The sequence below is a fragment of the Bowdeniella nasicola genome (assembly GCF_900107735.1).
Taxonomy (GTDB): Bacteria; Actinomycetota; Actinomycetes; order Actinomycetales; family Actinomycetaceae; genus Bowdeniella; species Bowdeniella massiliensis.
Genome location: NZ_FNQV01000004.1, coordinates 83639 through 96818 on the forward strand (window position 1 = coordinate 83639; position 13180 = coordinate 96818).

At 66.6% G+C, this 13180-nt stretch carries 12 protein-coding genes; 7 read left to right on the top strand and 5 right to left on the bottom strand.

Features of this window, described 5'->3' with window-relative positions:
- Nucleotides 1-18 precede the first annotated feature (18 nt).
- Nucleotides 19-405, top strand: coding sequence for a phage holin family protein (locus BLU67_RS03820; protein ID WP_092562406.1), 387 nt, complete (start codon nucleotides 19-21; stop codon nucleotides 403-405).
- On the opposite strand, the gene BLU67_RS03825 is transcribed toward BLU67_RS03820, so the two are convergent.
- The 3 genes from BLU67_RS03825 to BLU67_RS03835 all read right to left on the bottom strand — a co-directional run bounded on the left by BLU67_RS03825 (nucleotide 402) and on the right by BLU67_RS03835 (nucleotide 3412).
- Nucleotides 402-1997 carry a hypothetical protein gene (locus tag BLU67_RS03825; protein ID WP_092562409.1) on the bottom strand — a complete coding sequence of 532 codons (1596 nt, stop codon included), beginning with the start codon at nucleotides 1995-1997 and terminating at the stop codon, nucleotides 402-404. The genes BLU67_RS03820 and BLU67_RS03825 overlap by 4 nt on opposite strands.
- A complete protein-coding gene (locus BLU67_RS03830; RefSeq protein ID WP_092562412.1) occupies nucleotides 1997-2200 on the bottom strand; it encodes a hypothetical protein in 204 nt (67 codons plus the stop codon). The genes BLU67_RS03825 and BLU67_RS03830 overlap by 1 nt, the downstream gene beginning before the upstream one ends.
- Nucleotides 2201-2290: 90 nt before the next feature.
- Entirely contained in the window at nucleotides 2291-3412 is a 1122-nt protein-coding gene (locus BLU67_RS03835) for a glycerate kinase (protein WP_092562415.1), read from the bottom strand.
- 17 nt (nucleotides 3413-3429) lie between these two features.
- On the opposite strand from BLU67_RS03835, the gene BLU67_RS03840 reads away from it, so the two are divergent.
- A complete protein-coding gene (locus BLU67_RS03840) occupies nucleotides 3430-4197 on the top strand; it encodes a fructosamine kinase family protein (protein ID WP_092562418.1) in 768 nt (255 codons plus the stop codon).
- Between the two features lie 45 nt (nucleotides 4198-4242).
- Here BLU67_RS03840 and BLU67_RS03845 read toward each other — a convergent pair whose 3' ends face one another.
- Nucleotides 4243-5466, bottom strand: a complete 1224-nt coding sequence (locus BLU67_RS03845; protein WP_092562421.1) for an arginine deiminase — start codon at nucleotides 5464-5466, stop codon at nucleotides 4243-4245.
- A gap of 29 nt (nucleotides 5467-5495) precedes the next feature.
- On the bottom strand, nucleotides 5496-6992 hold the full coding sequence (locus tag BLU67_RS03850) for a basic amino acid/polyamine antiporter (RefSeq protein ID WP_222842365.1): 1497 nt from the start codon (nucleotides 6990-6992) through the stop codon (nucleotides 5496-5498).
- A 138-nt stretch (nucleotides 6993-7130) separates the two neighbouring features.
- On the opposite strand from BLU67_RS03850, the gene purB reads away from it, so the two are divergent.
- From purB to BLU67_RS03875, 5 genes are all read left to right on the top strand, one after another.
- On the top strand, nucleotides 7131-8561 hold the full coding sequence (purB, locus tag BLU67_RS03855) for an adenylosuccinate lyase (protein ID WP_092562427.1): 1431 nt from the start codon (nucleotides 7131-7133) through the stop codon (nucleotides 8559-8561).
- Between the two features lie 10 nt (nucleotides 8562-8571).
- Nucleotides 8572-9237 carry a DedA family protein gene (locus BLU67_RS03860; protein ID WP_261977018.1) on the top strand — a complete coding sequence of 222 codons (666 nt, stop codon included), beginning with the start codon at nucleotides 8572-8574 and terminating at the stop codon, nucleotides 9235-9237.
- Nucleotides 9234-10673 (top strand): hypothetical protein, encoded by a 1440-nt coding sequence (locus BLU67_RS03865; protein ID WP_092562430.1) that lies wholly within the window; start codon nucleotides 9234-9236, stop codon nucleotides 10671-10673. The genes BLU67_RS03860 and BLU67_RS03865 overlap by 4 nt, the downstream gene beginning before the upstream one ends.
- Nucleotides 10674-10735: 62 nt before the next feature.
- Nucleotides 10736-10975: a heavy-metal-associated domain-containing protein gene (locus BLU67_RS03870; protein ID WP_092562433.1), complete on the top strand. Its 240-nt coding sequence runs from the start codon at nucleotides 10736-10738 to the stop codon at nucleotides 10973-10975.
- Entirely contained in the window at nucleotides 10975-13173 is a 2199-nt protein-coding gene (locus BLU67_RS03875; RefSeq protein ID WP_222842366.1) for a heavy metal translocating P-type ATPase, read from the top strand. The genes BLU67_RS03870 and BLU67_RS03875 overlap by 1 nt, the downstream gene beginning before the upstream one ends.
- The last annotated feature ends 7 nt before the right edge of the window (nucleotides 13174-13180 follow it).

Consider the following 13180-nt stretch of genomic DNA (forward strand, 5'->3'; position numbering starts at 1 on the left):
CTATGACACGATGACGCTATGGGCTTCCTCATCAGACTGATCGTCTCCGCCATCGCGATCTGGCTCGCTGCCGTGATCGTTCCGGGAATCGAGCTCGCTCCGAGCGATTCGATTGGGCACAAGATTTTGATTCTTGCGGTCGTCGCGCTCTTATTCACGCTCGTCAATATGTTCATCCGGCCGATCGTGAAGGTGCTGTCCTTCCCGCTCTACATCCTGACGCTCGGGCTCTTCTCGCTCGTCGTCAACGCACTCATGCTCATGCTGACGGGGTGGATTTCGTCGAAGACGGAATTCGCCCTCAACGTGGAAGGTTTTTGGGCCGCCTTCCTCGGTGGTCTCATCATTGCGCTCGCGATGTGGGTGCTGAACATCATTCTGCCGGAGCGCTTCGAGTCGCGTTAGCGCTGCAGAAGTACGTCGATTCCGGGGTGGATGACCCGGTTGCGGACTAGCTGCGGGGCGACGTCCGCGCCGTAGATCGTGCGCGCCGCGGCGAAGGAACGCGAGCGTACCTCGGCTCCGGTATCGAAGCCGAAGACCTCGGACATGTCGTGCTTGGCGCGCACCAGATCCGGATCCGCCGAGTTCTGGACGAGTTCCATCCCCTCGGCGTAGACCTCGGCGCCGTGCGTCGAGCCAAGCCGGGCCGTCATGGTATCGGCCGTGAACGTCATGGTCACCTGGTGCGGCGCGGAGTGGTTACCGGCGCCATCGAGGGAGGGGACGCGGTCATTCTTTTCCTCCAGATGCAGCGAGGTCACGTGCTCCGGTAGCCGCTGGCTCCCGACCGGGGAGGCTGCCGTCAGGACGTAGTTGACGTGGTATTTCTCGTTCATGGCCGCTGAGGCAGCGAGGTTCATCGCGGTGATACCGCCCTGGGAGTGCCCGACGAAGGCGACGGACTCGCCCTCCTTGATGCCGGCGGCTTCCATGGCCGCGCGGACCGAGCGCTGCGCGTCGGCGTCGAGGCCCGCGACAAGGTTGACGTTGGCGTCGTGGCTCGCCGGATTGCGGCCCCACAGGCTTTTTCCTGCGGAGGTACCCGGGATGAAGACGACGTGTTGGATGCTGCCGTCAGGCTTGGTGATCGTGTCGATCTGGATGACCTGTTCCTGGCGGCGGCCGCTTTCGCGGTTGAGGCGGCCGAGTGTGCCGATGGCGTAGTCGGTTCGAGCGGCCGCCGAGTTGGGGAATCGCCCGGTGCGGCCGCCTTCGTAGACCGTCGGGCCGGTAAGCATCGAGTAGCCGAGGGCCGCTCCGGCGCTCGCGATGGCGGCGGCAGGGAGCTGGCCACCGATGATGAGGGTGTCGAAGTCGGGCGGGATGGCGCGGCCGTCGGGGCCGCCGAGGTAGAAGCTGTCCGACTCGAGTTCGCTGAGGGTGACGTCGCCATCGAAGCGATCGTTGCCGATGAGGCGCATGAGGACGTAGGCGGTGCGCTGGACGGGGGTGAGGTCGTGATCGTCGGTGAAGCCTTCCGGCAGGACGTATAGGCCGGACAGCGGGCTCAGATCGAGGGAGATGGCGGCGCTGCGCGCGCCCCACTGGGTGGCGGCTCCGTTGCCGACAAAGCCGGACCAGCCGCCGAGGTAGGCGGCGATACCGAAGCCGACGGCCTGCCCTCCGCGGATGTTCAGCGAAAAGAGGCGACTGAACAGGCCGGGGGTCGCCTGCTGGATCTGGCGTTCGGCGGTCTGCTCGGCCTCGACGTAGATGGCGGCGGTTTGCGTCAGCGCGGCGACGAGGTCGGTGAGCCGCGCGGCCAGCGAGCCGAGGGAGTGGGTGCCATAGAGCAGGAGCAACAGATCGGAGGCGACGTCCGAGGCGTGCTCAAAGCCGGAAAGGATCTCCGTTGGCGACGTGGCAATCGCGCGCGTGACGTTGGCCGTCGCAACAGCCGTGTGGGTGCCCGCGAGCGCGATGATGGCGGCGAGCTTTTCCAGGTGCTCGGTATCGACACGCTGGCCAGCGGCGACGTGAACGATCTCCCCCATCACGCCACCTTTGCCCGGATGTAGCCGATGCGCGTGCGCAGGGCGTTGGCGGCGGCGATCGCATCCGTGACCTCGTGGTGATAGGCCTGCGCAGCACCGCCGGTCCAATCCTGGGGGTAGGCGGCCTCTAGCCGGGCGACGACTGCCGCGAGGTTATCCTCGGCGCGATCCAGGTGGGTGGATACGAAGAAATTGTCGAACATCGGGTGACTCCCTCCGACTCGTTCCGGCCGATCTGGCCGGTAGTAGGGAAGGTATGTGGCACCCGGGCGCCGTGGCGGCGCGCAGTGGACCTAGGCTCGCTCGGTGTCGACCCGCTCTGGCCTGTGCATAATCTCGGCGAGCAGGCGCATGACTCGAGCGACGGCAGCCTCGAGGTTGTCCGCGGCGGCGGCTTTGGCTTCGGCAAGGGTGCAGGGACCGGGCACGATGGGAATGACGGCGTCGAAGAGATGAGCGAGCTCCTCTTCGTCCGCGACGCGGCCGGCAAAAGCGATGACGGCGGCGCCGGCGGCGCGCGCAATCTCGGCGACGCCCGCAGGGGTTTTTCCGGACAGCGTCTGGCTATCGATCGAGCCTTCGCCGACGAGGACAAGATCGGCGCCGGCGACCTTGTCGGCGAGGCGGACGGTATCGGCGACGATGCGCACGCCGGGCTCCAGCTGGGCGCCGAGCGCGAGGAGTGCGAAGCCCAGCCCGCCGGCCGCGCCCGCCCCCGGGGTCTCGGGGTCGGCGTCGAAGAGCGTCGAATAGTCGCGCAGGAGCGCGTCGAGCTCGCTTACCTGCTCGGGGCTCGCGCCCTTTTGCGGGCCGAAGACGGCGCTCGCGCCGCGCTCGCCGAGCAGTGGGTTATCGACGTCGCAGGCGACGCGCAGCGTGATGCCGGAAAGGTCGGGGAGCTCGATGCTCGCGGCATCGGCCAGTGCAGCGGCGCCGTCGTCGATCGGATCGCCCGCAGCGTTAAGGACGCGCCCACCGAGCCCGGCGATGAGGCCCGCGCCGCCGTCGTTCGTCGCGGAGCCACCGAGCCCCACGATGACCGTGCTCGCGCCGGCGTCGATGGCGTGCGCAATGAGTTCGCCGACGCCGCGCGTCGTCGTACGCAACGGATTGCGCTGGTCTTCGGGGACGAGATCGAGCCCGCAGGCCTGGGCGCATTCGACGACGGCGACATCGCCCGCGAGCGCATAGTGGGCCTCGACGCTCTCACCGAGTGGGCCCGTCACGCGCGCGCGGCGCAGCTGTCCACCGAGCGCATCGCACACCGATTGAGCAGTGCCCTCGCCGCCGTCGGCCATCGGCACGAGCGTGATATCGGCGTCGATCACCCGCCGGATGCCGCGCGCCATTGCGTCGGCTGCCTCGCGCGCGCTCAGCGATTCCTTGAAACTATCGGGGGCGCAGACAATTCGCATACGTCCATACTGGAGGCATGGCGGACTTTCGTAAAACCGGCGACGCGCTCTCGATTGCGACGGAGGCCGCCTCGCTGCGGTGGCTTGCTGAAGCCGACGGGGCCGCCGTCGCGGAACTAACCGAGGTCAACGCCGAGGCCGGCTATCTCACGACGGCACACATCGAGACCGCTGCCCCGAGCCCGGCCGATGCCTATGCCTTCGGCGAGGCGCTTGCCCGCACCCACGCCGCGGGGGCGCCGCACCTTGGCGCTCCCCCGCCCGGCATCGGCAACCATGCGCGCTATGCGAACGTCGATATTGCGATGCCGGGTCCGGGCCTCAGCTGGGGTGAGTTCTACGCCGAATACCGCATGGCCCCCTACGTTAAGGACGCCGCCGACTCCGGCGCGATCTCTCCTGCCGGGGTGCGAACAATTGAGGCTGCGATGGTGCGCATCGCGGCCGGCGAGCATGATTCCGCGCTTCCCGGCCTCTGCCGCGAACCGGCCGCCCGCACCCACGGCGATCTGTGGGGCGGCAACGTCATGTGGCGCCCGGACGCGATCCTCATCGACCCGGTCGCGCATGGCGCGCACGCGGAGACGGACCTCGGCGCGTTGCACCTGTTCGGCTCGCGGCATCTGGACGATACGATCGCGGGCTACCAGTCCGTCTCGCCGCTCGATGCTGGTTGGCGCGAGCGCATCGGGTTGCACCAGCTGCACATGCTACTCGTGCACGCCGTCCTGTTTGGCGGCTCCTATGGCCCGCAAACCGTGAGTGTCGCCGCCAGCTACGCATAAAAACGTCCGGCGACAGCCGCTAGGCTGCCGCCGGACGCGTCGGCGCTAGATGCCGGTTCTGATGGTCGGGCAGGACATGCAGCGCGGGCCACCACGGCCGCGGCCGAGTTCGCTACCTTCGACCTCCAGGACCTCAATGCCCTGGCTACGCAGGTAGGAGTTGGTGGCGACGTTGCGCTCGTAACCCACGACGACGCCGGGGCGGATCGTGAGGAAGTTGCAGCCGTCGTCCCACTGTTCGCGCTCGGCCTGCAGGGAGTCCTGCGGGGTGGTGAGCACGCGGACCTCAGGCAGGCCAAGGGCACTAGCAATCACGTCGAACATCTTGTCCGGCGAGTTGTAGGTGACGTCGAGCTTGCCGGAGGACTCTCCCGGGCGGATCGTGTTGGAGGCGAGCATGCCAAGGTTGCCGTAGGCGGTGAACGACTCTTCGTCGAGCATCGTCATGACGGTGTCCAGGTGCATGAGCGCGCGCTCGTTCGGCATGTGCAGCGCGACGATCTCGTCCGCGCGGCCGGCGTCAAAGAGCTGGCGGGCCAGGCGCTCCACACCCTGCGGCGTGGTGCGCTCCGACATACCGATCAGGACCTTGCCCTTACCGATGACGAGGACGTCGCCGCCCTCGATCGAGGCGGGGCCTTCGTCGTTGCCGAGGCTCCAACGGTTGAAGTCCTCGTTCGCGAACTTCGGGTGCCAGGTGTAGATGGCTTCGAAGTTCACGGTCTCCGGGCGACGAGCATCCATGCGCATCGAGTTGATGGCCACTCCGTCATAGACCCAGCAGGAGGTGTCGCGCGTGAACAGGTGGTTCGGCAGCGGTGGCAGGGCGAAGTCGTCGGGACCGAGCATGTCGAAGACGACGGACTTCGGATCGCCGACCTCCTTGATGATTTCCTGCTTGGTCACGCCGCCGACGATCATGGTGGCGAGCTTGTCGGACTCGAGCCGATCCGCGTAGTTCCGCAGCGCGTCCGTTGCGGCCAGGCCGTAGCGGCGCTCATCGATGACGTGGTCCAGGACGTGGGCTCTGGCCTCAGGAATGTCCAGGACCTCCTGCAGCAGATCCTGGAAGTACAGGACCTCAATACCCTCATCACGCAGCAACTGAGCGAAGCCGTCGTGTTCTCTTTGGGCTTCCTTCAGCCACACAATGTCATCGAAAAGGAGCTTGTCCTTGTTGGTCGGGGTGAGTCTTGCTAGTTCCTGGCCGGGGCGGTGAAGGATCACCTGGTCGAGTTTTCCGACCTCCGAATCGACGTGGTACGTCATTGTCACATCATTCCTTTCAGTGGGGATGGCTAGATCGCAATGGTTCCGTTTAACCAAAGGACCAACGCTAAGACGGCACCGACACACATCGCTGCCGCAAGCGCGAGTTCCACGGGACCGTGGAAGACCTTCTCGCCGCGTTCCTTGCGCGCCCAGGCGTGAATGATCAAGCCGGGGGCGTACAGGAGGGTTGCGACAAGCAAATAGTTGAGTCCTGCTCCATACAGCAACCAGACGCCGTAGATCGATGCGACGACGCCGAGCGCGAGTTCTCGACCACGAGCTGAGGAATTCTTCTCGTAGGTCTTACCCGTGCTCGCGAGGTAGGCGGCATACAGAGCCGACAGCAGGTAGGGCACGAGGATCAGGGAGGACGCCAAGCTGATCATCGTATTGTAGACACCCTCGCCCATGAAGCCGGTGAGGATGAGGGTGATCTGCATGCAGATATTCGTCAGCCACAGGGCCGCGTACGGCGAGCCGTTCTTGTTCAGGCGGCCAAAGATCTTCGGCATCGTGCCGTCTTCGCCGGCGACCTGCATGATTTCGACGGGAATAAGCAGCCACGCCAGCAGCGCTCCGAACAGCGAGATGACCAAACCGACGGAGACGATCACGGTACCGGCATGTCCGATCACCGATTCGAGGATGCCAGCCATGGCGGGCTCGGCCTGACCGGCGATCTCGGCCTGGCGCAGCACGCCGTGCGAGAGCAGGTTGACCATCATGAGCAGAACGAGCACGAGCAGGAAGCCCACAACGGTGGCCTTACCGACGTCGCGGCGGTTCTTCGCGCGAGCGGAGTAGATCGAGGCGCCTTCAATACCGATGAAGACCCACACGGTCACGAGCATCATGCCGCGGGTCTGATCGAAGACCGACCCGAGGCCCGATTCGGTACCCCAGAAGTCGCTCGTGAAGATATCGAAGTTGAACGCGAAGATCAGGATGATGATGAACAGGATGATCGGGATGAGCTTCGCGATCGTCGAGATCGTGTTGACGATTGCGGCTTGGCGCACGCCCTTGATGACGAGCGTATGCAGCCCCCACAACAGGACTGATGCCGCGATGATCGCGGGCCACGTCGTGCCGCTACCAAAGCCCTTAAACCACAGGCTCAGCGTTCCGAACAGGAGGACGAAGTAGGCGATGTTGCCAACCCATGCCGAGAACCAGTAACCCCAGGCAGAAAGAAAGCCTACGAGTCGGCCAAACAGGGCTCGAGCGTAGGCGTAGACACCGGCATCGAGGTCCGGTCGTCGGTTCGCGAGGTTCTGGAAGCACAGGGCCAAGCAGCACATGCCGACCGCTGTGATGCCCCAACCGATCATGGCCGGGCCGGGCGCCGTCGTTTCCGCGACGTCGCGGGACAGGTTGAAAATACCGCCACCGATCATCGACCCCACGACGAGGGCGAGCAGCGGCAGGAATGTCAACGTGCCTTTGGAGGTGTGCGTATCTGCACTTGGTTCTGCGAGATCACTCGCTCTGCCGGACATATCTCCGGGATTGCTTGTAGTCACTATGGCTCCTTTGCCGGTGGAAACAAGCCCCTTCTCGGGCCATGAATAACGATAACGGTCTGGTAACAAAAGTCCAAGTCCCGCCACCATGAGACCCGCTCGGTCCACATGCTGACCCGAGGCGGCACAATAGGAGCCATGGCCCAAGATTTGTCCTCGCTTCGCCCTCACATTGCCCTCACTCCGCTTGATGGGCGCTACCGCAGCGTCGTTGCTCCGCTCGTCGATTCGCTCTCAGAGGCGGCGCTGAACAGGGCACGAATCACAGTGGAGATTGAGTGGCTCATTCACCTGACCGACCATGACGTCCTGCCCGGCGCGCCGACCTTCACCGACGACGACAAGGCCTACCTGCGCCAGATCGTTGCGGACTTCGGCGCCGAGGAAATCGCCGAACTCGCCGCGATCGAGGCCGAGACCCGCCACGACGTCAAGGCCGTTGAGTATTTCATCAAGCGACGCCTGGCGGCCGCGCCGAGCGATTCCGTGCTGCCGCGCGTGGGCGAGATCGTCCACATCTTTTGCACCTCCGAGGACATCAACAACCTGTCCTATGCCCTCATCATTAAGGACGCCGTTAAGCGCACATGGCTGGCGGCGGCGCAGGGCCTCGTCGACGATATTGCCGAGCTCGCGCGCGCAACCCGCGACGTCCCGATGCTCGCGCGCACCCACGGCCAGCCCGCCACCCCGGTGACGCTCGGCAAGGAGCTCGCCGTCACCGCATACCGGCTGACGCGCCAGCTGCGACGCATCGCGGCGGCGGAGTACCTCGGCAAGATCAACGGCGCAACCGGTACCTACGGCGCGCACGCGATCTCCGTGCCGGAGGCCGACTGGCCGGCCATTGCCCGCTCCTTCGTCGAACACCTTGGCCTGACCTTCACGCCGCTGACAACCCAGATCGAGGCCCACGACTGGCAGGCCGAACTGTTCTCCGACATCGCGCGCTTCAACCGCATCGCCCACAACTTCGCCACCGACGTGTGGACCTACATTTCGCTCGGCTACTTCCGCCAAAACCTCGCGGCCCAGGGCTCGACGGGATCCTCGACGATGCCGCATAAGGTCAACCCCATCCGGTTCGAAAACGCCGAAGCGAACCTCGAAATTTCCTGCGCGCTGCTCGACACTCTCGCCGCGACCCTCGTGACCTCCCGCCTGCAGCGAGACCTGACCGACTCCACGACGCAGCGCAACGTCGCCCCCGCGATCGGCCACTCGCTGCTTGCGATCGACAACATGACGCGCGGCCTTGCCGGCCTCGACGTCGACCGCGTCCCCATGGAGGCGGACCTCGACGGCGCCTGGGAAGTGCTCGGCGAGGCCGTCCAACAGGCCATGCGCGCCGCCTCGATCGCGGGCGCCACCGGCATGGAGGATCCCTACGAGCGTCTCAAGGAACTCACCCGCGGCCGCAAGGTCGATGCCAGCGCGATGCGCGAATTCATCGCCTCGCTCAACATGCCCGCGGACGTCGAGGCACGTCTTGCCGCGCTCACCCCCGCAACCTACACGGGATACGCCTCTCGCCTCGTCGACGAGCTCGACGCCGACACCCGGGGGTAGGGTAAGGCCCGTGATATCGATCGTGCTGGCCGCCGCACCCGCTGACCAACCGCTGACCGGAATCGCCGGCTGGGCAGTCACCGTGATGGAGACCCTCGGCGCTTTTGGCGCCGCCATCCTCGTCGCCGCCGAAAACCTCTTTCCGCCGATTCCCTCGGAGATCATCCTGCCGCTCGCGGGCTTTACTGCCTCCCGTGGCAGCCTCACGCTGCTCGGCGTGATCATCTGGGCGACGGTCGGCTCCGTCGTCGGCGCGCTCGCCCTGTACGGCGTCGGCGCACTCCTCGGCCGCGAACGCACCCGCAAGATCATGGGCGCCCTGCCCCTGGTGAAGATCTCCGACGTCGACAAGACCGAGGCGTTTTTCGATAAGCACGGCACCTACACCGTCTTTTTTGGCCGCATGATCCCGATCTTCCGCTCGCTCATTTCGATCCCGGCGGGCATCACACGCATGCCGCTGGCGATCTTTACCCTGCTGACGACGATCGGCTCGCTCATCTGGAACACCGCGCTCATCCTGGCCGGTTACTACCTGGGCGAGAACTGGCACCTCGTCGAAAACTACGTCGGAGTCGCCACCTACGTCGTCATCGCTCTCGTCCTGATCCTCGTGGTCGCATGGGTTGTCATGCGGCTGCGTAACCGCTCCGCAACCGAAAGCCACTCCTCATGATGCTCCAAAAGGCCGTCACCCCCGGTATGGCCCAGGCCTACCTCGACCACGGATTCGACCGCGTCTCCGGCTGGGTCCTGAGCGCCTCCGACGTCTCCGACCTGACCAGCGATGAGAACCTGCGCCAGCTGCACCAGCTGGACTACCCCAACAGCCCCTTCGCGGCCGGCGAGGCCATCCACATCTTGCACTTCCCCTCGCCGCAGGCCACCCCGCTCGTGCGCGCCAACCCGGAGGCGATGAGCGAGCTCTTCCCCCTTCCGGCCGATGGCCTCGTCCGCGTCGACGACGTCGCCACCCCCCTGCTGTGGCTCGAGCACACCCGCCTGCCCGCGGGCGCGCGCCTGTGGCGCTTTACCCCCGGCGAATCGAGCCCGACGCTCGCCGGCACCTACAACGGCCCCGCCTTCGGTTGGCAGGACGAGGCCGGCGAGTTCCACGCCATTCCGCCCACGATCATCGCGGGCCGCGTCGGTGTCCTTGACGGTGCCGCCTATGCCGCCGAACCCGATTATGACGAGGCCGGCGACGTCGTCTCCGTCACGCTCGCGACGATGAACCAGCCCGAGGACCCAGATTTCGCCGAGACCGAGGCCGGCATGTGGGCCAAGGTCGTCGCCTTCGACGACGTCGACCTCCTGTTCGAATCCCACGTCAAGGCCACCTGCCGCGACCTGCCCGTGCGCGTCATCGAACGCTTTTCCTCCGACGACGGCGACCTCGCCCGCATTTCCTCCCTCGTGCTCGATCACGGCGCGAACCAGAACGCGAAGTTCGATTTCATCGAGGCGGGCGTGTGGGAGGCGACGCTGCCCTGGTCCGAACTGAGCGACATCACACCGACGCAACGCGTCGCCAAGGCCTGGGCGCGCGAGGAGGACCTTGCCGATACGACTCCGATCCAGGCCCAGTCTGAGGCCGAATCGAGCGCCAGCGCGGCCCGCAGCGCGTGGGTGGGCGAGGGCGAGCCGCAGGTGACGATCAAGGCCTCCGATCCGAACGACCCGCTCGCCTCCGATGACCTGCAGGAGATCTACCGCGACATCATCGCCGAGGTCGCCAAGGCCGCGCCGCGGGAGGCCGACCGCATCGAGATGATGGGCATGTGCGTCGATACGAACCTGCAGATCGCCTCCCAGGCGATCTTTGGCGAAGACGTGCGCCCGCTGCCCGAACCCGTCGAGGGCGTCGCCCCGCACCTCATCAAGCTGCGCATGGCCACCGCCAAGCCCGATCGTGGCGCCTGGTTCTCCGCGTTCTTATCGATCACGCCGAACGGCCAGTTCCAAATCTCGCTCGACTACGACAACGAGCCCCGCCTCACGCGCGAATTCCCGGCCGAGGTCTGGGCCGCTGAACTCGAGCGCTTCCCGCGCAGCGAGGAGAACATGCCGAGCTGGCTGCGCGCCAAGCTCGATTCGCCCGAAGAAGAATAACGCGCCAGCACCCCGGCAATTTTCTATACTGTCGCTAACCATTCCCGTCGCAAGGAGCTGCCATGTTTGATCGCACCATCGTCCTCAAAATCGATGGCATGACCTGCGGGAACTGCGCCCAGCACGTCACCGATGAGCTGGAGGCGCTCGAGCACGTCGATAACGTCGTCGTCACCCTGGACGCCAAGGGCACCTCCACCGTGACGGCCTATGTGTCTGCTCCGGTCGAGGACGACGCCCTGCGCGAGGCCATCGAGGAAGCCGGCGATTACACCTTGCTCGCTATCGAACGGGACTTCTAATGCCGGCGGGGGATCCCGTCCGGAGCGCCACCGCGAGAGACGTTGATCTCGCGGTTACTGGCATGACCTGCGCGTCCTGCGTGGCGCGCGTGGAAAAGAAGCTCAACAAGCTCGACGGCGTCTCGGCGAGCGTCAACCTCGCCACCGAAACCGCGCACGTGGCGGTCACCTCCGATATCAGCGACGCGGACCTCATCGCGCGCGTGGCGGCGGCAGGCTACGGCGCCTCGGTGAAGTCCGCCGACGACTACGACACCTCGGATCCGTCCGAGGCGCGCGCCGCCGATCTGCGCCGACGCTTCTTCGTCGCCCTCGCGCTATCGATCCCCGTGATGGCGCTGTCGATGGTGCCGGCCTGGCAGTTCACGGGCTGGCAGTGGGTCGTCGCGGCCCTGACGCTCCCCGTCGTGACCTGGGCGGCCTGGCCCTTCCACTCCGCGGCTGCGCGGGCCGCGCGTCACCTCACCTCGACGATGGACACGCTCGTCTCCCTCGGCGTCAGCGCGGCCACCCTGTGGTCCCTGTGGGCGCTGCTGTTCGGCGGCGCCGGCCACCTCGGCATGCGCATGCACATGAGCCTCCTACCGCGCCACTCCACGATGGCCGAGCTCTACTTCGAATCCGCCGCCATGGTCACGACGTTCCTGCTGGCCGGACGCTGGGCCGAATCGCGCTCGCGCTATCGGGCGGGCTCCGCGCTGCGCGAGCTGCTCAACCTCGGCGCGAAGGACGCTGCGCGGCTTATCGACGGCCGCGAGGAGCGCGTGCCCGTGGACCAACTCGCCGTCGGGGACACGCTGCTCGTACGCCCAGGCGAAAAGATTCCGGCCGACGGCATCGTGCTCGAGGGCCAGTGCGCCGTCGATGAGGCCATGGTCACGGGCGAGAGCGAACCCGTGGACGTCGGCCCGGGCGATCACGTCACCGCGGGCACGATCGCGACCTCCGGAGCGCTCACGATCCGCGCCGAGAAAGTCGGCGCCGACACCCTCATCGCGCACATCGGTGCCATGGTCGCCGACGCCCAGGCGCGCAAGGCCCCCATCCAGCGCCTGGCCGATCGCATCTCCGCCGTCTTCGTGCCGATCGTCATCCTGCTCGCCATCGCAACCTTCCTCGGCTGGTGGTTCATCGGCGGCGAGCTCACTCCCGCCTTCACCGCCGCCGTCGCCGTCCTCGTCATCGCCTGCCCGTGCGCGCTGGGCCTTGCCACCCCGACGGCGCTGCTCGTGGGCACCGGCCGCGCGGCTCACCTCGGCATCGTCATCAAGGGTCCGGAAATCCTCGAATCGACGCGCGTCGTTGACACCCTCGTGTGGGACAAAACCGGCACGCTCACCGAGGACACCATGCAGGTGCGGCACGTGGCAGGCTCGGATCGCGTGCTCCAGCTCGCGGCGGCCGCGGAAGCCTCCTCCGAGCATCCGATCGCGCGTGCGATCGTCGCCGCCGCGTCGCACCCCCTGCCGGCTGCGACGAACTTCGAGACCTCCGCGGGCCTCGGCGTGCGCGCCACCGTCGAGGGCGAGCGCATCAGCGTTGGCAAGGCCGACTTCCTCGCGCTCGAGCTGCCCGAATTCACGTTGCCCGACGAGCTCGCGGGCGCGACGACGGTGTGGGTCGCCGCCGGCGATCGCGTCATCGGCGCCATCGCCGTGGCCGCACCGCTGCGCCCCAGCGCCGCACGCGCCGTCGCCGAACTGCGCGAGCTTGGCATCACCTCGGTCCTGCTGACGGGCGATGCCGCCGAACCCGCGGGCGCCGTCGCGCGCCAGGTCGGGATCGAGACCGTGCACGCGGGCGTGCTGCCCGCCGATAAGCGCGACGTCGTCGCCGCCCTGCAATCCGGCGGCAAGGTGACGGCCATGGTGGGCGACGGCGTAAACGACGCGGCCGCGCTCGCCCAGGCCGATCTCGGCATGGCGATGGGCTCCGGCACCGACGTCGCGATCGAAGCCGCCGACATCACGCTCATGCGCTCCGACCCGCTCGCCGCCCCGCTCGCCATCCGGATCGCCCGCGCCACGCTGCGCATCATTAAGCAAAACCTGTTCTGGGCGTTCTTCTACAACGTCGCCGCGATCCCGCTGGCGATGGCGGGCCTGCTCAACCCCATGATCGCGGGCGCCGCGATGGCGTGCTCCTCGGTCATGGTCGTGCTGAACTCGCTGCGCCTGCGCCGCGCCCACTCGTCGTAGACTCACT